This is a genomic window from Paraburkholderia silviterrae, assembly GCF_004353915.1.
Lineage (GTDB): Bacteria > Pseudomonadota > Gammaproteobacteria > Burkholderiales > Burkholderiaceae > Paraburkholderia > Paraburkholderia silviterrae.
In genome coordinates this window covers 156,465-182,090 of the sequence record NZ_SMRP01000003.1, presented here as the reverse complement: position 1 = coordinate 182,090, position 25,626 = coordinate 156,465, and the positions used below count along the sequence as shown (strand labels likewise).

The 25,626-nt window shown below is 67.4% G+C and carries 18 protein-coding genes; 6 read left to right on the top strand and 12 right to left on the bottom strand.

Going from position 1 to position 25,626, the window contains the following annotated elements:
• Positions 1-2: 2 nt before the first annotated feature.
• Positions 3-1,508, bottom strand: coding sequence for a xylulokinase (locus EYW47_RS08235; RefSeq protein ID WP_133194382.1), 1,506 nt, complete (start codon positions 1,506-1,508; stop codon positions 3-5).
• Between the two features lie 661 nt (positions 1,509-2,169).
• Between EYW47_RS08235 and EYW47_RS08230 the strand changes: the two genes are divergently transcribed.
• Complete coding sequence (locus EYW47_RS08230; protein WP_133194381.1) at positions 2,170-3,624, top strand: nucleobase:cation symporter-2 family protein; 1,455 nt, start codon at positions 2,170-2,172, stop codon at positions 3,622-3,624.
• 267 nt (positions 3,625-3,891) lie between these two features.
• On the opposite strand, the gene EYW47_RS08225 is transcribed toward EYW47_RS08230, so the two are convergent.
• Genes EYW47_RS08225 through EYW47_RS08215 form a run of 3 tightly spaced genes read right to left on the bottom strand, consistent with a single transcriptional unit; the run spans position 3,892 to position 10,018 of the window.
• Positions 3,892-5,436 (bottom strand): efflux transporter outer membrane subunit, encoded by a 1,545-nt coding sequence (locus EYW47_RS08225; protein ID WP_133194380.1) that lies wholly within the window; start codon positions 5,434-5,436, stop codon positions 3,892-3,894.
• 1 nt (position 5,437) lies between these two features.
• Positions 5,438-8,740 (bottom strand): efflux RND transporter permease subunit, encoded by a 3,303-nt coding sequence (locus EYW47_RS08220; RefSeq protein WP_133194379.1) that lies wholly within the window; start codon positions 8,738-8,740, stop codon positions 5,438-5,440.
• Positions 8,741-8,755: 15 nt separating this feature from the next.
• On the bottom strand, positions 8,756-10,018 hold the full coding sequence (locus tag EYW47_RS08215; protein ID WP_133194378.1) for an efflux RND transporter periplasmic adaptor subunit: 1,263 nt from the start codon (positions 10,016-10,018) through the stop codon (positions 8,756-8,758).
• 435 nt (positions 10,019-10,453) lie between these two features.
• On the opposite strand from EYW47_RS08215, the gene EYW47_RS08210 reads away from it, so the two are divergent.
• Entirely contained in the window at positions 10,454-11,104 is a 651-nt protein-coding gene (locus EYW47_RS08210; RefSeq protein WP_133194377.1) for a TetR family transcriptional regulator, read from the top strand.
• Between the two features lie 70 nt (positions 11,105-11,174).
• Here the strand turns inward: EYW47_RS08210 and EYW47_RS08205 are convergent, their stop codons facing one another.
• Entirely contained in the window at positions 11,175-11,810 is a 636-nt protein-coding gene (locus tag EYW47_RS08205) for a cysteine hydrolase family protein (protein ID WP_133194376.1), read from the bottom strand.
• A gap of 212 nt (positions 11,811-12,022) precedes the next feature.
• Here EYW47_RS08205 and EYW47_RS08200 point away from each other — a divergent pair, with 212 nt between their 5' ends.
• Complete coding sequence (locus EYW47_RS08200) at positions 12,023-13,075, top strand: helix-turn-helix domain-containing protein (RefSeq protein ID WP_133194375.1); 1,053 nt, start codon at positions 12,023-12,025, stop codon at positions 13,073-13,075.
• Positions 13,076-13,087: 12 nt separating this feature from the next.
• On the opposite strand, the gene EYW47_RS08195 is transcribed toward EYW47_RS08200, so the two are convergent.
• The 6 genes from EYW47_RS08195 to EYW47_RS08165 form a co-directional block, all read right to left on the bottom strand.
• Positions 13,088-13,816 (bottom strand): SRPBCC family protein, encoded by a 729-nt coding sequence (locus tag EYW47_RS08195; protein WP_133194374.1) that lies wholly within the window; start codon positions 13,814-13,816, stop codon positions 13,088-13,090.
• 198 nt (positions 13,817-14,014) lie between these two features.
• The gene (locus EYW47_RS08190; RefSeq protein WP_133194373.1) at positions 14,015-14,380 is read right to left on the bottom strand and encodes a DUF427 domain-containing protein; all 366 of its coding nucleotides are present in this window, start codon (positions 14,378-14,380) and stop codon (positions 14,015-14,017) included.
• A gap of 122 nt (positions 14,381-14,502) precedes the next feature.
• Positions 14,503-14,916: a carboxypeptidase regulatory-like domain-containing protein gene (locus EYW47_RS08185; RefSeq protein WP_133194372.1), complete on the bottom strand. Its 414-nt coding sequence runs from the start codon at positions 14,914-14,916 to the stop codon at positions 14,503-14,505.
• Positions 14,917-15,497: 581 nt separating this feature from the next.
• On the bottom strand, positions 15,498-17,009 hold the full coding sequence (locus EYW47_RS08175) for a DegQ family serine endoprotease (RefSeq protein ID WP_133194370.1): 1,512 nt from the start codon (positions 17,007-17,009) through the stop codon (positions 15,498-15,500).
• Positions 17,010-17,210: 201 nt separating this feature from the next.
• On the bottom strand, positions 17,211-18,512 hold the full coding sequence (locus tag EYW47_RS08170; protein ID WP_133194369.1) for an ATP-binding protein: 1,302 nt from the start codon (positions 18,510-18,512) through the stop codon (positions 17,211-17,213).
• A 16-nt stretch (positions 18,513-18,528) separates the two neighbouring features.
• The gene (locus EYW47_RS08165) at positions 18,529-19,191 is read right to left on the bottom strand and encodes a response regulator (RefSeq protein ID WP_133194753.1); all 663 of its coding nucleotides are present in this window, start codon (positions 19,189-19,191) and stop codon (positions 18,529-18,531) included.
• 492 nt (positions 19,192-19,683) lie between these two features.
• On the opposite strand from EYW47_RS08165, the gene dacB reads away from it, so the two are divergent.
• From dacB to EYW47_RS08150, 3 genes are all read left to right on the top strand, one after another.
• On the top strand, positions 19,684-21,456 hold the full coding sequence (gene dacB / locus EYW47_RS08160; RefSeq protein WP_165976524.1) for a D-alanyl-D-alanine carboxypeptidase/D-alanyl-D-alanine endopeptidase: 1,773 nt from the start codon (positions 19,684-19,686) through the stop codon (positions 21,454-21,456).
• A 544-nt stretch (positions 21,457-22,000) separates the two neighbouring features.
• The gene (locus EYW47_RS08155; RefSeq protein WP_133194368.1) at positions 22,001-22,936 is read left to right on the top strand and encodes a sterol desaturase family protein; all 936 of its coding nucleotides are present in this window, start codon (positions 22,001-22,003) and stop codon (positions 22,934-22,936) included.
• Positions 22,937-23,099: 163 nt separating this feature from the next.
• Positions 23,100-24,482: an SGNH/GDSL hydrolase family protein gene (locus EYW47_RS08150; protein ID WP_133194367.1), complete on the top strand. Its 1,383-nt coding sequence runs from the start codon at positions 23,100-23,102 to the stop codon at positions 24,480-24,482.
• A gap of 91 nt (positions 24,483-24,573) precedes the next feature.
• Here the strand turns inward: EYW47_RS08150 and EYW47_RS08145 are convergent, their stop codons facing one another.
• Positions 24,574-25,623, bottom strand: a complete 1,050-nt coding sequence (locus EYW47_RS08145) for an L-threonylcarbamoyladenylate synthase (protein WP_133194366.1) — start codon at positions 25,621-25,623, stop codon at positions 24,574-24,576.
• Positions 25,624-25,626 lie beyond the last annotated feature (3 nt).

Genomic DNA, 25,626 nt, shown 5'->3' with positions numbered 1-25,626 from the left:
TGCTACGACGCCGGCGCGAACCACGTCCGCACCCGGCCATACAGATCGATGAAGCGTGCGTAACGCTGCGCCAGCGCGGCGTCGGCGCGCGGCTGCGCCACGCGGGTCGTGGCGGGCGCGAGCGCCGCGAGTTCGTCCATGCGCCAATGCCCGCAAGCGACGCCGCCCAGCAGCGCGGCACCGCGCGCAGCCGCATTCGGACAGTCGATGGCGTCGAGCTGGGCGCCCAGCACGTCGGCGAGCAATTGACGCCAGCGCGCTTCGACCGAGCCGCCGCCCGCGAGCTTGAGCACGGTGATCGGCGCATGTGGCGTGGCGCCTTCGCCGAGATCGCCCGCGCCGGCCGCAGCGGGCACGCCGCGCAATGCGTCGAGTCCCGCGCGCAACGCGAACGCCACGCCTTCGAACGCGGCGCGCATCAGCACGCCGCGCGTGTCACCCAGGCCCGCGCCGAGCCAGCCGCCGCGCGCCGCGGGATCGAGCCACGGCGAGCGCTCGCCGCTCAGGTACGGCAAGAATGCGAGCGTCTGCGAAGGCGGCGCGGCGAAGGCCGCTTCGTAGGCCTCGCTCCATTCGCAGGACAGCCAGCCGCGCGCCGCTTCGAGCGCGACGCCGACGTTCTGCATCGCGGCCATCGCGTACCAGCCGCCGCTCGCTGACCGGTAGCGATGCAGACCGCGCCGCGCAGGCGGCTCTTCGATCGATGTCACGACAATCTGGCCGCCCGTGCCCGTGGTCAGCAACGCGTCGCCGTCTTCGCGCAAGCCGCTGCCGAGCGCCGCGCATGGCGTGTCGCCGGCGCCGGTCGCGAGCACCACGCCGGCGGGCAGGCCGAGGGCGCGCGCGGCCTCCGGGCAAAGCGTGCCGCTCGGCGCGCACGATGGCACGAGTGGCGCGAACCAGTGCGCCGGCAGCCCAAGCCGCTCGATTAGCGCGACATCCCACGCGCCGTCGGGCGCGGCGAGCGCGGTCGCGCAGGCATCGGACGGATCGGCAACGAAGGCTTCGTCCGCCGCGCCCGCAAGACGAACGCGCAACCAGTCCTTCGGCTGCAGCGCCCAACATGCGGCCTCGGCCGTCGTGCATTCGTGCAGCGTCAGCCAGTACAGCAGCGGCCCCGCCATGCCAGGCGCGACGGGATTCGGCTGAGGGCTCGCTTCGCTATCGGGCCAGGCATCGAGCAATGCGCGCGCACGCGTGTCGGGCCAGAGCATGGCGGGACGCAGCGCACGGCCCGCTGCGTCGGTCAGCACGACGCCATGCATCTGGCCGGAGAAGCCAATCGCGCGCACCGCCTCGCGCTCGCTCGCGGGCAAGCGCTCACAGGCCCGCACGAGCGCGTCCCACCAGCGCTCGACGTCGATCTCGGCCCAGCCCGGCTGCGGCGTCTCCAGCGTATAAGGGATGCTCGCGGCGGCCCGCTCGGCGAGCGTCTCATCGACGATGGCGACTTTGAGCGAACCGGTGCCGAGATCGATACCGAGAAAACGCGTCTGCGATCCGTTCATGCGAAGTGGCTGGGGAAATGGTTGGGGTTGGCGCATGCCGCGCATCGGTGCCGCTCACCGAACAGGGCGAACCGGGACGGCCACGAAGGGCGATAAAAGGGCCATGATAGCGGCCAGAAATTCATGCCGCGAGACCGTGTTATGTGCGACGCCAACGGGGGGCAATCGAGGTGTCCGCAGGCGCCGCGAAATCATGCAAATTGCATGCATTCGCGGGTTAACCCAGGGGTCTATCTCGACATGCGAAATGGCTCACATGCGGAAAGCGAAATATAGATCATAATGGGTCGGCCATATGTACCAGGGCCCGACTGACGCTTGACTTCTCGCGACATTGCCCATTCATGTGAGTTGACGGCACCGCCGCGCCCACAGCATGCAAAGCGGCGCAATGCTGTCTAACGCCTGAAACCACCTGAAAAGCGGGCTTAATGCTGCGTCAGGACGTCGCACGAGCGTTCCCACGATGCGGCGCAGCATCGCCATACGGCCGCGCGGCGGCTTCAAAACCGTCTGATCCTACCCCGATATGACGGGCTGCGCACCCCACGCGCATATCGCCCCCGGAAAGCACGGAATAGTCTCCAGTGGTCTTGTTGCTTCTTTTCGTCGCGAATACCTTGGAGGCCATATTCTGAAACGAAAGACGGAGAGAGACGACATGCATCCCCAGGGTATCGAAAGGGCGGCCGGCCAGGCTCGCACGAAGGTTCACCCGGTAGACGAGCGCCTGCCGTTCGGCCAGCTTCTCACACTCGGCATCCAGCACGTGCTCGTGATGTACGCGGGCGCGGTCGCCGTGCCGCTCATCGTCGGCGGCGCCATTGGTCTGCCGAAAGATCAGGTGGCGTTCCTCATCAGCGCCGACCTGTTCGCCTGCGGTATCGCCACCCTGATCCAGACGCTCGGCCTGTGGATCTTCGGTATCCGTCTGCCCGTCATCATGGGCTGCACGTTCGCTTCGGTCGGCCCGATGATCGCCATCGGCACCAACCCGCAGCTCGGCATTCTCGACATCTTCGGCTCCACCATCGCCGCCGGGGCGATCGGCATCGTGATATCGCCGATGATCGGCAAGCTCCTGCGCTTCTTCCCGCCTGTCGTGGTGGGCACCGTGATCGCGGTGATCGGCCTCTCGCTCATGGAAGTGGGCATCAACTGGGCCGCGGGCGGCGTGGGCAATCCGAACTACGGCGACCCGGTCTATCTCGGCCTGTCGCTCGCCGTGCTGATGCTGATTCTCCTCATCAACAAGTTCGGCCGCGGCTTCATCTCCAATATCTCGGTGCTGCTCGGCATCGTGGCGGGCTTCGCGATCGCTTTCGCACTGGGCCGCGTGAACCTCGACGGCGTGACGCACGCACAGTGGGTGGGCTTCGTGATGCCGTTCCACTTCGGCCTGCCGAAATTCCACGTCCTGCCGATCGTGACGATGGTGATCGTGATGTTCGTGACCTTCATCGAGTCGACGGGCATGTTCCTCGCGGTGGGCGACATGGTCGACCGCCCGGTCGATCAGGCAACGCTCGTTCGCGGCCTGCGTGTCGACGGTCTGGGCACGATGATCGGCGGCATCTTCAACTCGTTCCCGCATACCTCGTTCTCGCAGAACGTCGGTCTGATCGGCGTGACGGGCGTGAAGAGCCGCTTTGTCTGTGCAACGGGCGGCGTGATTCTCGTGACGCTGGGTCTGTTCCCGAAGATGGCGCAAGTCGTCGCCTCGGTGCCCCCCTTCGTGCTGGGCGGCGCGGGCCTCGTGATGTTCGGCATGGTGGCCGCAAACGGCATCAAGGTGCTCTCGAAGGTGGACTTCGTGAAGAACCACCACAACCTGTTCATCGTGGCCGTGAGCGTGGGCTTCGGCATGGTGCCGGTGGTCTCGCCGAAGTTCTTCTCGCAGCTGCCGCCCGCACTCTCGCCGCTCCTGCATAGCGGCATCCTGCTGGCCTCGGTTTCGGCAGTGATCCTCAACCTGATTTTCAACGGCGCAAAGAGCGAGCGCGCCGCGGAACACGACATCCACCAAGTCGGTCACGACTTCGACGGCACCCAGTCGCACGAAGCCGATCAAGCACCGGAAGCGGGACAGGGCATGCCGCGCACTGCGGCACACTGAGTCGACGCGAGAGGCGCCCCGGCCGGGTGACAGACACGCGTGCCGGGGCCTTTTGCTGGTTTGGCGTCACGGGAAACCGTGACGCCTTTTTTGTTTTGGGCGTGCTGCATTGCTGATGGGCGGGCCCGTGCGGAGGCAATGCGCGCCCTGCCCGCTCCACCATCCCGGCACTCGCATGGCTCATTCGAATGGCTTAAAAAAAACGCCACGGCCTCCCGTGGCGTTTTTCATCGCTACTCCGTCAGGCACAGCCTGCGTTCGCGTCGCTCAACCCGACGTTGCGGCCGGCGCCGAAGCCGCCGCCGGCGCGCTGGCCGCGCCGTAGTCGACCGGCGCATCGGCCGGGCGCGGCGTCTCGCCCGCGTGCTCGATCCAGCCGCCGCCCAGCGCACGATACAGATCGACGAGGTTGGTGAGCCGCGCGAGCCGCGCCGTGACGAGCGCCTGCTGCGACGTGTACAGGCTGGTCTGCGCGGCCAGCACCGGCAGATAGCTGTCCACGCCGTTCTTGTAGCGCAGCTCCGCAAGGTCGAGCCCGCGCTGGCTCGCGAAGGTGCTGCGCGCGAGCGCCCCGATCTGCTGATCGTAGGTGCCGCGCGCCGCGAGACCATCGGCCACTTCGCGGAACGCCGACTGGATCGCCTTCTCGTAGTTGGCGATCTCGATGCGCTTTTGCACATTCGCGAGCTGCAGGTTCGCGATGTTCGCGCCGCCTTCGAAGATCGGCATCGTGATCTGCGGCGCGAAGCTCCACGCCGCCGTGCCCGCCTTGAAGAGGCCGCCCAGCGAAAGGCTTTCGGTGCCGAACGCCGCCGTGAGCGAAACCTTCGGGAAGAACGCCGCACGCGCCGCGCCAATATTGGCATTCGCCGCGAGCAGGCTCTCCTCGGCCTCCATGATGTCCGGACGCCGCGTGAGCAGGTCCGATGGCAGGCCAGCCGGGATGTCGGTGAGCAGGTTCTGGCCGTCGAGCGGCATGCCTTGCGCCAGATCCGCCGGCAGCGGCTCGCCGATCAGCAGCACGAGCGCGTTTTCGGCCTGCGCGCGGGCGCGCATTTGCGCCTGCAGGTTGGCCTGCGCGTTCTCGACCACGGTCTGCGCCTGGCGCAGATCGAGCTCGGTTCCGGTGCCGGTGTCGAACTGCGCCTTCGTGATGTTGTACGAGTCCTGCGCCGTCTTGAGGGTGTCCTGCGTGACCTTCAGCAGGTCGTCGTCGGCGAGCATCGCCAGGTACTGGTCGGCGACCTGCGAGACGAGCGAGATCTCCGCCGCCTTGCGCGCCTGCGCCGTCGACAGATACTGCGCGAGCGCCTGGTCCTTCAGGCTGCGCACGCGCCCCCAGAAGTCGATTTCCCAGGACGCCTGCACGCCCACGTTATAGACGCTGTACGGGTTGTTTGGCGCGCTCTGCAAATCGCGCGGCACGCGCGTGCGCGTGTCCGTGCCCACGCCGTTGATGGCCGGGAACAGATCGGCGCGCGTGATCTGATACTGCGCGCGCGCCGCCTCGACGTTAAGCACCGAGACGCGCAGGTCGCGGTTGTTCTTCAGCGCGATCTCGACCAACTGCTGCAGGCGCGGATCGACGAAGAATTCGCGCCAGCCGATGTCGGTGGCCGCGGCGCCGCTGGCGCTGCGGCCGGGCTGGCCGTTCTCACCGGTCGCGCCAGGCTGCGTCGCGTAGACACCGCCCTGCGGGAAGGTCTGCGACACCGGCGCATCGGGCCGGTGATACCGCGGCTCCATCGTGCAGCCCGCGAGGACGGTGGTGGCCACTGCGGCGGCCACTGCAATTACGGATAGTTTATGCATCTCAATGTCCTTCCTTGCCCTGGCCGTTGCCGCCGCCAGCCGGTCCACCCGAGCCGCCGCCGTTCGAACCGCCGGGGCCGCCCGAGCCACCCGCGCCGCCCGAGCCGCCGCCGGAGCCGGCGTTGCCGCCGTTCTCGTCGTCGTGGTCGTGCGCGTGGTGCTCTTCGTAGTGTGCAAGCGCCGTGTCGGCATCTTCCTTCTCGCCGGCGAACTTCGCGCGGATCACGACGAAGAACATCGGGATCATGAAGATCGCGAGGAACGTGGCGGTCAGCATCCCGCCGATCACGCCCGTGCCGATCGCGTGCTGCGAAGCTGAGCCCGCGCCGTTGCTGATCGCGAGCGGCAGCACGCCGAGAATGAACGCCATCGACGTCATCAGAATCGGCCGCAGACGCAGTCGCGAGGCTTCGAGCGCCGCCTCGATCGGTCCCATCTTCCCGTCCGCCTGCAGGTCGCGCGCGAACTCCACGATCAGAATCGCGTTCTTCGCCGAGAGACCCACGGTGGTCAACAGACCCACCTGGAAGAACACGTCGTTCTCGAGGCCGCGCAGCGTCACCGCGAGCAGCGCGCCGAGCACGCCGAGCGGCACCACCATGATGACCGAGAACGGGATCGACCAGCTCTCATAGAGCGCCGCGAGACACAGGAACACGACGAGGATCGAGATGCCGTAGAGAATCGGTGCCTGCGAGCCCGACTGGATTTCCTGGAACGAAAGCCCCGTCCATTCGTAGCCGATGCCCGCGGGCAGCTTCGCTGCGATTTTCTCCATGGCCGTCATTGCCTGGCCCGTCGACTTGCCCTGACCCGCCTGCCCCTGGATTTCCACCGCCGAGATGCCGTTGTAGCGCTCGAGCTTTGGTGAGCCGTAGGTCCATTGGCCGGTCGCGAACGCGCTGAACGGCACCATCCCGCCCGAGCTGTTGCGCACGTACCAGATGTTCATGTCCGACGGCGTCATGCGGAACGGTGCGTCGGACTGGACGTACACCTTCTTGATACGGCCGTCCGTATCGAGGAAGTTGTTCACGTACTGCGACGCCCACGCGATCGAGAAGGTCTGGTCGATTGCAGCCGACGTCACGCCCAGCGCGTTCGCCTTCTCACGGTCGATGTCCACCTTGTACTGCGGCGTGTCGTTCAGGCCGTTCGGGCGCACGAGCGCGAGCGTCGGGTCCTTCGCGGCCATGCCGAGCAGCATGTTGCGCGCTTCCATCAGCTTCTCGTGGCCGACGCCGCCGCGGTCCTGCAGCTCGAAGTCGAAGCCCGAGGCCGTGCCCAGTTCAGGAATCGAAGGCGGATTCACCGGAATCACCATCGCGTCCTTGTAGCCCGCGTAATGCCCGAACATGCGGCGCACCAGCGCCTGGACCTTCTGGTCCGCGTGCTGGCGCTGCTTGTAGTCCTTCAGGCGCACGAACACGAGACCCGAGTTCTGGCCGCGGCCCGCGAAGCTGAAGCCGTTCACCGTGAACACCGACTCGACAATGCTGCCTTCGTCCTTGAGCAGCCAGTTCTGGATGTTGGCAAGCGTGCGCGCCGTGGTTTCCTGGGTCGAGCCCGAGGGCGTCTGCACGATCACGAACATCGTGCCCTGGTCTTCATCGGGCAGGAACGACTTCGGCAGGCGCACGAACAGGAGGCCAACCGCGACGACCACCGCGAGATAGATGATGAGCCAGCGGCCCGAGCGCTTGATCACGTGGTACACGCCGCTGTGATACTTGTCGCGGCTGCGCTCGAAAGTGCGGTTGAACCAGCCGAAGAAGCCCTTCTTCTCTTCGTGGTGCCCCTTCGGGATAGGCTTGAGAATGGTCGCGCACAGCGCCGGCGTGAGAATCAGCGCCACCATCACGGACAGCGCCATCGCCGCCACGATCGTGAGCGAGAACTGCCGGTAGATTGCGCCCACCGAGCCGCCCGAGAACGCCACCGGCACGAACACCGCGCCCAGCACGAGCGCCACGCCCACGAGCGCGCCGGTGATCTGGCCCATCGCCTTGCGTGTGGCTTCCTTCGGCCCGAGCCCCTCTTCGGTCATCACCCGCTCGACGTTCTCCACCACCACGATCGCGTCGTCCACGAGCAGGCCGATGGCGAGCACGAGGCCGAACATCGACAGCGTATTGATGGAGAAGCCCACCGCCCCCATGATCGCGAACGTGCCCAGCAGCACCACCGGCACCGCGATCGTCGGGATCAAGGTCGCGCGCAGGTTCTGCAGGAACAGGTACATCACGAGGAACACCAGCACGATGCCTTCGAGCAGCGTCTTGATCACTTCCTCGATCGACAGGCGCACGAACGGCGTCGTGTCGTACGGGTACTTCACGACGAGGCCGTGCGGGAAGTACTTCGAGAGGCTGTCGATCTCCTGGCGCACGAGCTTCGCGGTCTGCAGCGCGTTGGCGCCCGTCGCGAGCTGAATGCCGAGGCCGGCGGTCGGCGCACCGTTGTACTTGGTGTCGAAGTTGTAGTTCTCGCCGCCCAGGCTGATGCGCGCCACGTCCTTCAGGCGCACCTGCGAGCCGTCCTGGTTCACCTTCAGCAGGATGTTGCCGAACTCCTCAGGCGTGTGCAGCAGCGTCGATTCCGTGATGGTCGCCTGGAACGACTGCCCCGCCACCGAGGGCGTGCCGCCTAGCTGGCCGCCCGCGATCTGCACGTTCTGCGCGGTGATCGCGGCCGTCACGTCGTTCGGCGTGAGCTGGAAGTTCGTGAGCTTGTTCGGATCGATCCAGACGCGCATCGCGTACTGCGAGCCGAACAGCGTGACCGTGCCCACACCGTCGATCCGGCTGATCGGGTCCTTCACGTTCGACGCCACGTAGTTCGCGAGGTCGTACTTGGTCATGCTGCCGTCTTCGGACACGAACGCCAGCACGAGCAGGAAGCTGCTGCTCGACTTGGTGACGCTGATGCCGAGCTGCTGCACCACCTGCGGCAGGACCGGCGTGGCCAGTTGCAGCTTGTTCTGCACCTGCACCTGCGCGATGTCCGGGTTGGTGCCCGCGGCGAAGGTCAGCGTGATGGTGGACGTGCCCGAGTCGTCGGAAGTCGACGAAAGATACAGCAAGTGGTCGAGACCGCTCATCTGCTGCTCGATCACCTGGGTGACCGTATCTTCCACCGTCTTCGCCGACGCGCCCGGATAGTTGGCGCTGATCTGGATGGACGGCGGCGCGATGGTCGGATACTGCGCGACCGGCAGCGTGAACACCGACGCCACGCCCGCCAGCATCAGAATGATGGCGATCACCCATGCAAAAATCGGGCGATCGATAAAGAACTTTGCCATGAAGCAGGCTCCCTGTTATTGCGCAGCGGAGGCAGCGGGTGCGGACGCAGCGTGGGCCGCGGATGCGCCAGACGCACCTGCGCTCGCGTAGCCCGAAGCCGTCGCCTCATCGGCCGAAGGCGCGCCCGGCGGCGGCGGCGGCGGCAGGTGTGCGTCCACCGCCTTCACGGTCGTGCCCGGGTGGACCTTCTCGGTGCCCTGCACGATCACCCGGTCGCCGGGTTGCAGGCCACTTTCGACGACCCAGTCCTGGCCCTGCGTGCCCGCGGTGACGACCGGATGGACCGCGACCTTGTTCTTGTCGTCGACGAGCAGCACCGTGGCCTGGCCCTTCTGGTCGTGCTGCACGCCCACCTGCGGCACGAGGTACGCGTTGTCGTTGGTGCCTTCGTCGATGCGCGCGCGCACGAACATGCCCGGCAGCAGCACACGGTCGGGGTTCGGGAACAGCGCGCGGATCGTAACCGAGCCGGTGGTCTGGTCGACCGTGACGTCGGTGAACTGGAGCTTGCCCTGCTGCGCATAGGTGCGGCCGTCTTCGAGCACGAGCGAGACCTTGGCCGCATCCGGGCCATTGGTCTTCAGGCGCCCGGACTCGACGTCGCGGCGCAGCTTCAGGCCGTCGAGGCTCGACTGCGTGAGGTCCACGTACATCGGGTCCATCTGCTGCACGGTGGACATGAGCGTCGCCTGGCTCGCCTGCACGTAGGCGCCCGGCGTGACCTGCGAGATGCCGACCTTGCCGGTGATGGGCGAGAGCACATCCGTGTAGCCCAGATTGATCTGCGCGGTGTCGACCGCGGCCTTGCCCGCATCGACGTCGGCTTGCGCCTGGCCTTGCGCGGACACCGCGTTGTCGTAGTCCTGCTTGCTGACCGCATTGGCCGCGACGAGCACCTTGTAGCGCGCGACGAGTGCATTCTGCGTGACGAGATTCGCCTTCGCCTTCGCAAGCGAGGCCTTGGCGTTATTGAGCGTGGCGATGTACGGCGCCGGATCGATCTTGTACAGGCGCTGGCCCGCCTTCACGACCGCCCCTTCGGTGAACTCGCGGCGCAGCACGATGCCGTCGACCCGAGCGCGCACTTGCGCGACGAGGAAGGCATTGGTGCGGCCCGGCAGCTCGCTCACGACCGGCACCGAGGTGGGCTGGACGGCGACGACGCCGACTTCGGGGGTTTGCGGCGGCGGCGCGGACTGCTTTTGCCCGCACGCTGCGAGCACTACGGCAGCCGTCGCGAAGGTAATAAGGCGGAATGGAACCCGTTCGACGCGCATGGAGCGACCTCTGTCTATAACTGACAATAAAAGCAGCGTGCGGCACCCTTCCCGAAGAAGGACGACGACGCACGCCAGCATCTGGCGATACCTGACGGAAAACCCGGCACTTCTGGAATGGCGCGAGACCGGTCAGCAACATCCGTCCGGGCGACTTCTCAGCGCGCAACGTTAGTGAACAGCGCGCATTGGGGTTTCTACGACCATTTGGCCAGTGACGGATATTAACCGGACATCAATTCTTGAGGTGCCCAGGTGGTGGGGTGGTATTATAGATACATTCGCGAATGAATGTATAAGAACGAATCATTCCGCTAGAACGTTCACTCAAGGGCCTTCGGCGCACGGCGTCCCTATTACAAATCAACGCTTTGCCGATCTGGCTCTTAAATGATTTCCAACCCTCATAACCCACATACTGAGCAGTAACCCGCCATGGTCCGACGCACGAAAGAGGAAGCGCTGGAGACGCGCAACCGCATTCTCGACGCCGCCGAGCACGTCTTTTTCGAAAAAGGCGTCTCGCGCAGCTCGCTCGCCGATATCGCCCAGGCAGCTGGCGTCACGCGCGGGGCGATCTACTGGCATTTCGAGAACAAGGGCGATCTCTTTACGGCCATGTTCGACCGCGTGATCCTGCCGCTCGACGAGATGAAGGCGGCCACGGTCGACCCGGACGAGCCCAACCCGCTCGGGCGCATCAAGGAGCTCTGCGTGCTGTGCCTGCGCGACACCGCCACCGACGCGCGGCGGCGCCGCGTGTTCGAGATCCTGTTTCTGAAGTGCGAGTTCGTGGAGGAAATGGGGCCCGTGATGGCGCGCCATCAGGGCAACATGCGCGAGGGTCTCATGCGCATCGAGGAAGGCTTGCGCAACGCGATGTCCAAGGGGCAACTGCCGCCCAATCTCGATGCCCCGCGCGCGGCGCGCGTGCTGCATTCGTTCATCACGGGCGCGCTGCGCGACATGGCGACCCTGCCGGACATGTTCGACGTGGCGCACCACGCGGAGCAGCACGTCGAGGCCATGCTCGACGCGCTGCGTTACAGCCCGGCGTTGCGCGTCGATCCGGCGGCGCAGGAATAGTGCCGCGAGGCGCGGCGCAGCGCGTGAGCCCGCGAAGGCGGCCGCGCTAGCGGCCGCCGCCCGGCCGGCATCAAGCCGTTACGTGACTTGCGCGTGCGCGCTGATTCGAGGCGTAGATGTTGTCGCGCTGCAGCGGCACGCCCGCTTCGAGCGCGGCAATCCATGCATCGGTGCTCGCGACCGCGGCGAAGCGCGAGTGCATCACCACGCTGAACACGCGATGGATCTCCGCGGCGCTCGCGGCGCCCGCCGCGTTCTCGTAGGGCACAGCGCCGGTCGCGTCCTCGAGGAACTCGACAGCGAGACCGGCGTGCGTCGCATCGAACACGGTCGACGCGTCGCAGTTGTGCGTCATGTAGCCGGCGACGGCCAGCGTGTCGATGCCGCGCGCGGTGAGCCATGCGGCGAGATCGGTGCCCGCGAAGGCGCTCGGCAACGCCTTTTCCACGTAATGATCGCGTTCGCGCGAGGCCACCACAGGGTGCAGCTCGGCGCCGACGCTGCCGCGCGCGAACAGCGGCGAGTCGGCGGGCGCGAAGTTCTGCACCACCACGACCGGCACGCCGGCGGCGCGCGCCGCATCGATTGCGCGGCCTACGTTGGCGAGCGACGTCTGGACGTCCGGATATTCGATCGGCAGATCGCCGGTGACGTACTCGTTCTGCACGTCGATGACGACCAGCGCACGGCGGGGGGTTGCGGACATGGCGATACCTCCTTCTTCGATATGAGCCTGGCGGGAATCCGGGTGGGAATCCGGTGGAATTCGCGGCTGACCAGGCGGCTCGGCTGCGATGGAGGCATTGTTGACCGGCGCGCCGCACGCGCACAGTGGCCCAATTGACAACTTTCGCTAGAATTGGGCCAAATGTGTGCAAACGCTGCACGCCCATGCCCTCTCTACTCGCGAGGCGATCGATGTCTACCGTTCCCCGTGCCCTGCCGCCAGCTTCCACGCCCCGTGCCAGCGCCGCAGCACAGCCGGCACCTGCCGCACCGACGGCACAGACGACCCCGGTCGCGCGCCGCATTGCCGTGGTCGCGTTCGATCGCGTCATCCCGTTTCATCTCTCGGTGCCCTGCATCGTGTTCGGCGAGCCGCGCCCGGAAGGTGGCGTGCCGCCGTTCGAGCTGATCGTTTGCGCGGCCGAGCCGGGGCCGCTCGCCACGACCGCGGGCTTTACGATCGGCGCGCCCTACGGCCTCGAAGCGCTCGAAGGCGCCGATGTGGTCGTCGTGCCGAGCTGGCGTGACGCCGAAGAAGTGCCGCCCGATGCGCTATGCGATGCGCTGCGCGCGGCACACGCGCGCGGCGCGGTGCTCGTGGGCCTGTGCTTCGGTGCATTCGTGCTCGCGCACGCGGGCCTGCTCGACGGCCGCCCGGCCACCACGCACTGGGCCGCCGCCGACACCTTCGCGCGCCAGTTCCCGCAAGTGCGCTTCGACCCGGACGTGCTCTATGTCGACGACGGCGACATCCTCACTTCGGCGGGCACGGCGGCGGGGCTCGACTGCTGCCTGCATCTGCTGCGGCGACTCGCCGGCACGCAGGCGGCGAACTACGTGGCGCGGCGGCTCGTGGTGCCGCCGCATCGTCAGGGCAGCCAGGCGCAGTACGTTCAGCAACCCGTGGCGGCGCGCGGGCGCGGCGACCGGCTTTCGAGCCTGCTCGACTGGATCCGCGCCCATCTCGACACGCCGCATACGCTCGACTCGCTGGCGCGGCGTGCGCTCATGAGCCGTCGCACCTTCACCCGCCAGTTCCGTCTGACGACGGGCGCCACCGTGAGCGCGTGGCTCCTCGGCGAGCGGCTCGCCCGCGCACAGCAGTTGCTCGAGACCACCGACCAGCCGATCGACGCCATCGCGCAGTGCGCGGGATTCGGCTCGGCCACGTCGCTGCGTCAGCATTTCGTGGAGGCGTTCAGAACCTCGCCGTCGGCATGGCGGCGGGAATTTCGCGGGACGTGATTGCGCGCGGACTCAGCCTTCCGCGAAGTGCCGCGCCACGTAAAACAGCAGGGCGACGAAGAAGATCATCGCGGCCCAAGCCCAGCTCGGCATGGCGTGCGGCGCGGGTTCGTGATGCAGCGTGCTTGCGGCGCGGCCCGACAGCGTGCCGCCCGCATGCGGGAGCAGATGCGCGCGCCGCGCGACCGCCGCGAGATTGATGGGCCGCAGAAACACATGCTGGCGCCGCGGCGTGTCCCCGCGCACGCGGTTCGGCGCCTGCCCGTGCTTGGCCGCCACTACGGCGCAAAACTCGGTGAAGAACTCGTCGGCGAGCTCGTGCAGGGCGTTTTCGATCTGGCGCGGCGGCAACTCGCCCAGCGGCCCGGTCAGCGTGGCCCAAACCGAATAGTCGATGCGCGTGCTCGCGCCCTCGCCCGCCCCCACGGGCTCCTCCTCGCGCAGCGCCACGTCGATCTGGCCGCGCAGCGAGCCGATGCCATCGGCACGCGCGCGAAAGCTCAGCACGCGGCGCGGCGTGAGCGGCACCGTCGCGACATCGCTGGCGATGTGAGCGCGCACTTCGTAGCGCGCGCGCAGCGGCCCGAGCGGCACGGTGAGCGTGAGCGCGTATTCGCCGGCGCCGAGCCGCCGGAACGACTCGCAATGCTCCAGACTCGCGCGCACGAGCGTGGCGTCCTGCAGCGCCTGCCAGACGGCAGACGGCTCAAGCGGAATCCTCAACGCGTCGTTCAGTTCCATGGCAGCTCCCCGGTGGCAGTTCGAGAAGTTCGATTGCGTCGCTCAGGTGACTCAGTTTGCCCGGGTCGTTCGGTTCGTTCGGTACGTCAGCACATCTATCGGCTGTCAATTTCGGTTCTTGAGGCTGCCGCGCGATGCCGGGCGAGCAGCGAGCCGGGGGCCGGGCGCGCTCCTGCCCCGGCACGCGGGCCGAGGCGCTCAGGAGGTCTGATCGATGCGGTCCACGAGCCCGAAGTGGAACGCCAGATAGCCCTTGATGCCGCGCACGGCATCGAGCGGCGCCTCGTAGCTCCAGGCCACGTCCTCGATGCGGCCGTCCTCGGTGTGCAGGTGGTAGTAAGACGCCTCGCCCTTGTGCGGGCACGCCTCTATGCGCGCGGAGCGTTCGAGCCGCGCCATGTTCACGTCGGCGCGCGGGAAATAAAAGACGTCGGGATTGCCGGTTTCGATGAGCGTGAGCGCCGCGAGCGTGTCGGCGATGGTGATGCCGCCGTGGATCACGCGCACGCGGTGACGGTTCACGACAATGTCGATGCGATGGCCGGCATCCGGTTCGACCGCCATAGTCTGCTCCCTGATCGATGGGCGCCGCCGCGCTCAAAAAAAGCCACGGCAGCCCCGTGGCTTCATTATCGGCGAAACTCTGGCGGCTTGCGCGAATTCGAAACGCCGCGCGCCGCCCGGGCTCACCAGACGAAGGACGCGCGGGCGCTGCCGTTCGACCCAACGGTCACAGCACTGGTCTTGTCGACGCCGTTATGGCTCACGTGCACGGTATAGCGCCCCGGGCGCACGCGCACGAGCATGTACGGTCCGCGCGAGGTCGCATCGAGCACGCTTGCGCCGTGGGCGTCGACGATCTGCACATGCACGTCGGCGAGGAACTCGGCATTGCGGCCCGTGAAGCGCAGCGAGAGCGGCCATTGCGAGCGCGCGGCCTGCAGCGCCTTCGACTCGTCCTGGCCAACACCGCCCGACACGAATTCGACGCCGCCCTGTTGCTGCACTTGCGGCATGCCGCCGCCATTGGTGTTGCCGGCGCTCGAATTATCGGCGGACGTTCCGCCCACCGTGCCGTTCGTGGGATTCATGCCGTTCATTGCGCCATTGGCGCCGCCTTGCTGCTGCATCGGCATTTGCTGCATCGGTGCGCCGCCTTGCTGCTGCATCGGTACTTGCTGTACCGGTGCGCCGCCTTGCTGCTGCATCGGCACTTGCTGTACCGGCGCGCCGCCTGGTTGCGGCGGCACCTGTTGCCCCGGTGCGCCGCCCTGCTGCATCGTCGGCACGCCGCCTTGCTGCACCGGCGCGCTGCCTTGCTGCGCTGCCGCGCCGGCCGCGAAACCGAGTGCCAGGGTAGCCGCGAGCGCGACGCTCGAAACGACGGGACGCGTTTTACGGAACCTCTTCATCGTGACTGCTCCTTACAAGTTGCTTCGGTATACAACCGGCGCAAACCGCATGCCCGTTTGATCGGACAACAGCGGACGAGAGCAGCACCCAAAAGACCCCGCAGATCCCGCAGATCCCGCAGATCCCGCAGAAAAGAAAACTGCCGCCGGGGCGCAAAGCCCACGGCGGCAGTGAAAAAGCGGCCAGGAAATCCCGGTATGCGAACGAAGCAAGGGCCTGTTCCCGCTAATAACAGGCCCTCGGCCGCTGGAGCGATTCGAGACTTCGATCAGCCGAGATCGACCGGCACGAAGATCTGCGCGTCGTCGCGCTGGATCAGGAGTGCGATGCTGTTGCCCGCTTTCGCGATCATCTGCTTGAGCTGATCGGCGCTCGTCACCGGGCGGCCGTTCACGGCGAGGATCACGTCGCCGGGCTGGATGCCGGCGTTTTCCGCCGCGCCGGCCGCCTGTTCGACGAGCAGGCCGTGATCGACCGAGCTGTTGCTCTTCTCTTCCGGCGTGAGCGGACGCACCGCGACGCCCAGGCGTCCCTGCATCTGCGACTGCGGCGTGTCGTTCGAGGCGACCTTGCTGTCGGTGAGCGCGCCGATCGTCGCCGAGAAGTCCTTGGTCGACTTGTCGCGCCACACCTGAATGTCGGCCTTCGTGCCCGGCTTCATGCCCGCGATCAGCGAAGGCAGGTCGGACGAGTCGCCCACTTGCTCGCCGTTCACGGCAAGAATCACGTCGCCGGGCTTCAGGCCCGCCTTGGCGGCCGGGCCGTTCGAATCCACCGAGCTCACCAGCGCGCCGCGCGGCTTGTCCATGCCGAACGAGTCGGCGAGCGTCTGGTTCATCGACTGCACCGCGACGCCGAGGCGCCCGCGGTTCACGTGACCGGTCTTGACGAGATCGTCCTTGACCTTCATCGCCTCATTGATCGGGATGGCGAACGAAAGGCCCTGGAAGCCGCCCGTCTGCGAGTAGATCATCGAGTTGATGCCGATCACTTCGCCCTGCAGGTTGAAGAGCGGGCCGCCCGAGTTGCCGGGGTTCACCGGCACATCGGTCTGGATGAACGGCGTGTAGTTCTCGTCGGGCAGCGAGCGCGACTTCGCGCTGATGATGCCCGAGGTCACGGTGTTGTCGAAGCCGTAGGGCGAGCCGATCGCCACCACCCACTGGCCGACCTTGCTCTGGCGCGGGTCGCCGATCTTCACGGTCGGCAGATCCTTCGCGTCGATCTTGAGCACCGCGACGTCGGACTGCTTGTCGGCGCCCACGACCTTGGCCTTGAATTCGCGCTTGTCGGTGAGCTTCACGGTCACGACGTTCGCGCCGTCCACGACGTGCGCGTTCGTGAGGATGTAGCCGTCCGGGCTGATGATGAAGCCCGAGCCGAGGCTCGTGCTCGGCGTGTCGGGCTGCATGCCGCCGCCGTCGCCGCCGCCCATGCCGGGCATGCCGCCGTAGAAGTGCTTGAAGAACTGGTAGAACGGATCGCTCGGATCGATCGGCAATTGCTGCGCACCGCCGCCGCCACCGCCGCGCAGGGCCGTCTGCTTCACCACGTGCTTCGCACTGATGTTGACGACCGCCGGGCCGTAGGTTTCGACGAGGCCTGAGAAGTCAGGAATGCCGGTCTTGGCCGCGGCTTCGGCGGGCATCAGCGCGGCGGCCTGCGCCTGCGTGATGACCTGCGGCGGCGGCACGTCGCGGCGCCCGGCCACGTAGCCCGCCGACAAAGCGACGGCAACGGCGATGGCCACGGCACTGCGGGTAAAGACTTTGGTATTCATAGCGGACTCCTTGCGCGGGATACTGTCACGACGTAACGAAGGTTAAGCGCTATCGCTTAAAGGAGTCTTAAGCGGGGAACCAAACCGCAAAGTCCCGTGCGCAGGGCGTTTGCGGGGGCTTTCGGGATGCGCCGCGAGGGCCGCGGCGCGCCCGTCACGCGCGTATTGAAAGCAAAAAGGAAGCCTTGATGCACGCAACGCTCAAAACCGCACATCCACCTGCAAGCCGCCCGCCGGCGAATCGCCGAGCGTGATCGTAGCATCGTGCTGATCGGCGATGCGGCGCACGATTGCAAGACCGAGCCCCGTTCCCGATACATCCGTGCGCGCGCGGTTCGCATTCGCGCCCACGCGATAGAAGCGGTCGAATACGCGCGGGCGCTCGTCGACGGGAATGCCCGGTCCGCTGTCCTCAATGCGCACGAGCGGATGCCCGTCGTTCACGATGAGCCTCACGTCCACGCGTCCGCCCGCAGGCGTGTATTTCGTCGCGTTGTCGAGCAGGTTGTTGAACATCACGCGCAGCGCGTCGGCGTCGCCGTGCACGTGCGCGTCGACGCTCTCCTCGATGCCGAGGTCCACGCCGCGCTGCTGGGCGAGCGGCGCATAGTTGAGCACGCAATCATCGAGCAGCGCATGCAGGTCGACGCTTCGCGCGCGCGCGTGACCGTCGGGCTCGGAGCGCGCGAGCGCGAGCAGCTGCTCAGCCAGGCGCGTGGCGCGCGTCACGCCCGCCTGCAGGTCGCCGATCGCCTCGCGCCGCGTTTCGTCATCCCTTGCGCGCGCAACGAGTTGCGCCTGAATCTGCACGGCCGCAAGCGGCGTGCGCAATTCGTGCGCGGCGTCGGCCACGAAGGCCCTTTGCGTATCGATCGCCTGGGCAAGGCGCTCGAGCAGCGCGTTGAGCGCATGCACGAGCGGCGTGACCTCGCGCGGCAGGCGCTGCTCGGGCAGCGGCTCGAGCGCCTCGGGGTGGCGCGTGTCGAGTGCGCGCGCGACGCGCGAGAGCGGCTTCAGGCCCCGCCCCACCACCATCCATACAGCCAGGCCGAGGAACGGCAACAACACGATCAGCGGCCAGAGCGTGCGCAACGCGACGTTCGCGGCGAGCCGGTTGCGCACCGTCATCGGCTGCGCGAGCTGCACGACGTTGTCGCCGACGATCGCGCCATAGACGCGCCAGTCGCCGCGGTCGGTGCGCTCGGTCGAAAAGCCGAGCTCCGCGCGCGGCGCGAGCGGCGCACGCGGATGCGAGTAGTACATCAGCACGCCATTGCGGTTCCAGATCTGCAGGACGATGCCTTCGGTGCCGGTGTCGCGCGAGCTGAGGATCTCGTTGAACGGCTCGGAGGGCAGCGCTGCGGCAATCTCCTGCAACTGGTAGTCGAACAGCTCGTTGGCTTCGGCCAGCGCCTGGCGATAGATCAGCCAGCCCGCGAGGCTCACGCCCGCGACCACGATCGCGAGCAGCCAGAACAGCAGTTGTCTGCGAATCGAACTCATCGGGCGGCGCTCGTCCTCACGCGTCTTTCGCGATCATGTAGCCGAGGCCGCGCACGTTGCGGATCAGATCGGCGCCGAGCTTCTTGCGCAGCGCGTGGATATAGACCTCGACCGTGTTGCTGCCGATCTCCTCGCCCCAGCCGTACATCTTTTCTTCGAGCTGGGTCTTGGAGAGCACCGCGCCGGGGCGCGCGAGCAGCGCCTCGAGCAAGGCGAACTCGCGCGCGGAGAGCGCGACGGGCGAGCCGTCCTGGGTCACCTGGTGCGAGGCGGGATCGAGCGTGATCGAACCGTGGCGGATCGTGGAATCGCTGCGGCCCGACTGGCGGCGGATCAGAGCGCGCATGCGCGCGCCTAGTTCGTCGAGATCGAAGGGCTTGATCAGGTAGTCGTCGGCGCCGGCGTCGAGGCCCTTTACGCGGTCGGCGATCGCGTCGCGCGCGGTGAGGATCAGCACGGGCAGCGCCACGCTGCGTGCGCGCAGGGTGCGCAACACGTCGAGGCCGTCGCGCTTGGGCAACCCGAGATCGAGCAGCATCAGATCGTAGGATTCGCCGCTCGCGGCCGAGAGCGCGGCCTCGCCGTCCTCGACCCAGTCGACCGCGAAGCCTTCGCCGCGCAGCGCTTTGCGCACGCCCTCGGCAATCATGCGGTCATCTTCGACTAGCAGTATGCGCATCGTAATGAATTGGCCAGGCGGCACGCGCGGCGCCGCGCCTGAAGTGAATGACGATGGCTGCATTCTAGCGCCTCGACACGCGCCGCACGGCGTCCGGGCTGACGCCAGGCGCCGCGCGCCAGGCTGGAGCGGCCGCGCGCGCAGGTGCGAACAAGGTGCAAGCGAGGCGCAATCGAAGTCCAGGCGAAGTGCAAACGGTTGGCGCACGGACGCGCCCCGCCGTGCGCTGACGCGACCTTTTCCCACATTTCTCGCCGTCGATACGCGCACGCCACGCGAGGTCTTTACAATGTGCGCTTTTGCGGCGCGCGGCGCCGCGATGCGAACGCGCCCTTTCAGTTGTCTCCGGTTGGCCTGCAAGGCGACGCGCGCATCGCGAAAGCCACGCGCCAGCCGTTTTCCGCGTCCGCGCACGACACTCGCGAAAAGCCCGCCCGGGCGAGCAGCGCCGCGCGCGGCCCCCGCATTGCCTGCCCTCGTCCAACGCTCTTCATGCCGCCTGTTTCGCTGTCCCGACTTCGTACCCTGTTCCGCCCGAACACACCGCGCGCCGCGCGCGCGGCCGTGGCCACCGCAAAGCCCCCCACCGCCATCTCGGCCGCCGCCCCGACCGCCATCGTCACGGCCGCAACCATCGGCGTCGACGCGCGCCGCCGCCGTGCGCCGCGCCCCCTCGCGCTCGCGCTCGCCTGCGCGGCGCTCACGGCGGCCTTTGCCGGCGCGCCGGCCTGCGCACAGCCCGCAGGCGCGCGCGTGCCCACGGTCAACGTCAGCACCGTCTTGCCGCCCAGCGTGATGGCCGGGCTCGAGCGCGCGCACGTGCCGCTTTCGTCGGTGAGCGTCGTGATCGAAAAAGTGGGCGACCGCCAGCCGAGCGTCGCCGTCAACGCGGGCCAGCCGATGATGCCCGCCTCGACGATGAAGCTCGTCACCACATGGAGCGGCCTCTCGATGCTAGGGCCCGACTACCGCTGGAAAACCAGCGCCTACACCGACGGCGACGTGGACGCGAGCGGCACGCTGCACGGCAACCTCTACATCAAGGGCACCGGCGACCCGAAGCTCGTCCCCGAGGAGCTGATCGATCTCGTGCAGAAGATCCGCGCGACCGGCATCGTGCGCATCGAAGGCTCGCTCGTGCTCGACAAGAGCGAGTTCGACGCCTCCACACGCGACCTGCCCTCGTTCGACGGCGACAACAGCGCGCCCTACAACGTCGGCCCCGATCCGCTGATGTACGCGTTCAAGGCGCTCTCGTTCACGTTCTCGCCCTCGCGCGACGGCGTCTCGATCGGCGTGGTGCCGCCTGTCGCGCAATGGCAGATCGACAACCAGATCCGCGAGCGCCCAGGCAAGTGCGGCGGGCTGCTGCCGAGCCCGCAGGTCACGCCGGGCGCGAACGGCATCGTCACGGCGAGCTTCGCGGGCAACTACGCGTTGCGCTGCGGCGACCGCACGCTCAACATGGCCGCGCCCGTCGATCACAGCACCTTCTTCGCCGACGGCTTCCTCGCGCTCTGGCAGCAAGCGGGCGGCACCTTTGCGGGCACGACGCGCGAAGGCGTCGTGCCGCCGCGCGCGCGTCTGCTGGGCGTGCATCAGAGCCCGCCGCTCGCGGACGTCGTGCGCGACATCAACAAGTTCAGCAACAACGTGATGGCGCGCAACCTGTTCCTCACGCTCGGCGCCGTCGAGGAGAAGCCGCCCGCGACCACGGCGAAGGCCTCCACTGCCGTCACGGCGTTCCTGCGCAAGAGCGGCCTCAACATGCCCGAGCTCGTGCTCGACAACGGCTGCGGCCTCTCACGCGAGGAGCACATCAGCGCGCTCTCGCTCGCGAGTCTGCTGCAAGCCGCCAACGCGAGCCCGGTGGCGCAGCCGTTCATCGACTCACTGCCGATCGCGGGCGTGGACGGCACCATGCGCAACCGCTTGAACAACGCGGGCGTGGACGGCAACGCGCACATCAAGACTGGCACGCTGCGCGACGTGCGCGCGATCGCGGGCTATGTGGCCTCGCAGCACGGCGAGAGCTGGATCGTCGTGAGCCTCATCAACGACCCGCGTGCCGAAGCCGCACGCGCCGCGCATGACGCGCTGCTCGAATGGGTCTACCAGGGCATGCCCGAGGAGAAACCCGTGTACGTCGACCCGCATCCGAAGCGCGCGCCGAAGGCGGCGCGAGCCGGCCACGTGACGAAGGCGGAAAAGACGAGCCAGGCCGCCGAGCGCAAGGCCGTGAAGAAGCAGCGCGGCGCGCATTGACGGCATGGGCGCGCGGGACGGGCGGCGCGTCGGCAACCTGCGCCGCTCGTTCGGGGCGCAGGCCTGGACTTCCAGCTTGCCCTCCCATCCTCGCCGCTTAGTCTGCCCGCTTAACCTCCCCGCTTGACCTGCCCGCTTACTCCCCACGCTCTCCACTCACGATCTCCCGTCGCGCTCGCGTGCCCTCTTCCGTGCGCGCCACTCACACGGATCTGCTTGCTGATCTGCGCGCACTTCGCGCCGCCAGGCAGCCCGAACGTGCCTGTCGAGCCGCTGCCCGGATCCTGCTCAAAGCCGCGCCGCTCGAAGATTTCCTCTAGCAAAGCCCCGCGCGCCGCATGCGTCGGACGTGTACTCTGACGGGCAAAGTCGGGTAGCGCGCAAGAATATGCGCACACCCACGGCTAACCGCACCATGTCTGGACCCACATCAACGCGCATGTTGACGAGCTGTGTGTGGGGTCCCGCCTGGTGCGATCGACAAAACACAACAATGCCGCGCTGACTCGCCAGTGCCGCTCACGGGACAAGGAGGACGACATTCGTGCAGTTCGACGCTGAATGGCTGTTGCTCGCCCTCGCTCCCGTCTTTCTCGCCTGCATCGGCTGGGAGGCCTGGCATCTCGCCCGCAACCGTCCCGGCGCCGCGCTCTATAGCTGGCCCGACACGCTCTGCAACGCCGCGCTCGCGCTCATGCACCAGGGCACCGACAAGCTCGCATGGCTCGTGGCCATCCCCGTCTACGCGTACGTCTACCGCCATTGGCGCATCGTCTCGTGGCAGCCCGGCCTTGGCGCATGGCTCGCGCTCTTCGTCGCCCAGGACCTGCTCTATTACGTGTTCCACCGCGCGAGCCACCGCGTGCGGTGGCTCTGGGCCGCACACGTCGTCCATCATTCGTCGGAACGGCTCAACCTCTCCACCGCGTTCCGCCAAAGCCTCATGTACCCCGTCGCGGGCATGTGGATCTTCTGGATCCCGCTGGCCGTGCTCGGCTTTCCGCCGAAGCAGATCGTCGGCATCGTGCTCGTCAATCTCGCGTTTCAGTTCTTCGTGCACACCCAGGCCATCGGCAAGCTCGGCTGGCTCGAATACGTGCTCAACACGCCGTCGATGCATCGCGTCCATCACGCGCGCAATGCGCGATACATCGATCGCAACTATGCAGGCGTGCTGGCGATCTGGGACCGCCTGTTCGGCAGCTACGTCAAAGAGGACGCGCACGAGCCGCCCGTCTACGGCATCGTCAAGCCGCTCGACACCTATAACCCGCTCAAGGCGAGCTTTCACGAATGGCTCGCCATGGCGCGCGATTTCGCACGCATGCCCGACTGGCGCACGCGGCTTGCCGCGCTATTCGCGCCGCCGGACTGGTGCGCGCGCCGGGACGCGGCACAGGTTGGCTCGGGCTCACGTGGGATACGAACATGCGTGTCGGAAAACAACACCAAGGGTGACATCGGGTCGCACAAAACATGACAGATTGCGTAGGCTGATGGCGAGGACCTTGGGGGACCACGCCACTTCGACTCAACAACGAGCGGCAAGACCTGGCGACACAGGCATCAGAAGCATTGGCAGCATCAGAAGCTGGCATCAGGCAATGGCAACACAAGCCACAAACAGAGGAGATGAAGTGAATATGAAGCAACAAGGACCGAGACACCGTACGCTCGTGCGCGCCACCCAGATCGCTCTCGCGAGCGCCGCTTTCGCGCTCCTCGCCGCTTGCGGCGGCGGTAGCGGCAGCAGCAGCAGCGCGAGCACGCCGCCGCCGTCCGGCGTCAACCTGCAGGTGGTGGCATTCGGTACGAGCCTCACCGACGCCGGCACGTATTCGGAGCAGATTCTGCCGGGCTTCGGTGGCGGCCGCTTCACGACCAACCCGGGTGAAGTCTGGGCGCAGAAGGTCTCCGAGTATTTCGGCAATTCGCTGACGCCGGCCTTCGAAGGCGGCTTCGGCGTGCCGTTGACGGCAACGGGCGGCCTCGACTACGCACAAGGCGGCGCGATGGTCTCGACCGGCGGCGTGGCCAATACCAGCGCCGTGATTCCGGGCCCGAGCGAGCAGCCGCTGACCTGGCAGGTCAGCCAGTATCTGGCGCAGCACGGCAGCTTCAATGCGAATCAGCTCGTGCTCGTCGAAGGCGGCGCGAACGAAATCCTGGCGCTACTGGACAACAAGGGCGCAGGACTCACCGCGTTCGCCACCGGGCTCGCCAAGGCCAACTTCGCGGCGGCCGCCAGCGACCCCGCGACCCAGCAAAAGGCCCTTCAGCAACTGGAGGCGGAAGGCTTTACGGCCGCCCAGGCCCAGGCGCTGGTGCCCGCCGCCATCGCGCTGACCATCGTCACCACGGACCCGAACGCCAGCACGGACTTCGCGTCGGTCCTGCCGATCATCACCGCTGCCGGCACGCTCGCCAACCTCGTCAACACGCAGATCGCGGGCACGGCCAAGGTCGCGGTCGCGACGGTGCCCGACATCGGCAAGGCGCCGGCGGCGCTGGTCGCCGATTCGAGCGTCGGTGCTACGCCGGGCTCCGCGAACGCGCCCGACCAGGCACTCTCGCTCGTTTCGGCCATGTACAACCTTGCGCTGCTGCAGGGTCTTCAACCGTCTCTCGCGGCCAAGAAGGTCGTTCCGATCGATACGTTCTCGTGGTTCGACCAGTCGATCCAGAACGCGGCTAGCCTCGGCTTCACCGTGACGAACACGGACACCGCCTGCAACCTCACGCAGATGGAAACCGACGCCACCAACTATGCGCTGGCCAACCCGCAGGCCACGCTCGGGCTGCCGCCCACGACGCCGCAACCCATCCTCGACGCAGCGGCACAGCAATACGGTCAGGCCTTCGGCTCGTCGCTGTTCTGCTCGCCGCAGACGCTGAAGGCGGCCAACGCGCCCACGACTTACATGTTCGCGGATCTCTTCCACCCGACCACCGCGCTGTACGCGCAATTCGCCACGTTCGTCGAAACGCAGCTGGCTGCCGCAGGCATCGGCAAGGCACCGCAGTAAGCCCCACGCACCGGGAAACCCGGTGCAAAACAAAACACCCCACGGCCCGCCAGGGTCGTGGGGTGTTTTCATTGAGCAAGCGAAATCTTGCTCAGCCCTGCTGCGCCTCGAAGGCGGCAGCCGCGCGGCCGAGGCGGTCGTTCACGGCGATCCACTCGAGGGTCTCGGGCAATTTTTCGATGAGGATGCGCGAGACGTTCGCGCGGTCGAGCGCGCGCAGCAGGCTGTAGAGCTCGCGCGCATAGACCTGCGGCTCTTCCGGCGCGGCCACGAAATGCACGTTCGCCGCGCTCGCCCATGCGCCGGCGCGCGAGCCGCGCGCCACCAGCGCCACCGTTTCGCCCGCGTCGCGCGCGGCGGCGAGCAACGGCTCCAGCGCCTCGAACGGCAGCAGCGCGAGCGGCGTGCGCGGCGCGTAGTGCGCCTTGAGCGTGCCCGATGCGCGCGGCGCCGTGGCGTCCGAGCCGTCGGGCAGACGCGGCGCCTCGCCCAGCACGCGCGCGATATCGAGCGGGCTCACATGGCCCGGTCGCAGCAATGCCGGGAAGCCGCGCGAGAGATCGAGAATCGTCGACTCGATGCCGACGTCGCATGCGCCGCCATCGAGCACGTGCACCGTCGCGCCGAACTCGTCGCGCACATGCTGCGCCGTGGTCGGGCTCACGTGGCCGAAGCGGTTCGCCGAGGGCGCCGCTACGCCGCCATGCCCGCCGCGCCGCTCCGAGAACGCGGCCAGCAGTTGCTGCGCCACTGGATGCGAGGGACAACGCAAGCCCACCGAATCCTGGCCGCCGCTCACTGCGTCGGGAATGCGCGCATGGCGCTTGACGATCAGCGTGAGCGGGCCGGGCCAGAACGCATCGACAAGCTTCTGCGCGGCCTCTGGCCACTCGGCGGCCCAGTACTGCGGGTCGCCGCCCGGCGGCAGATGCACGATCACCGGATGATTCGCGGGCCGGCCCTTCGCGGCGTAGATGCGCGCGACGGCTGCGGGGCTTGCCGCGTCGCCGCCGAGTCCGTAGACCGTCTCGGTGGGAAACGCGACCAGCTCGCCTGCGTCGAGCAATGCGGCGGCCTGCTCGATGTCGGCTGCGGTCAATTCAGGCGTGCCGGCGTGGCGGCCTTGCTGCTGATCGGACATGAT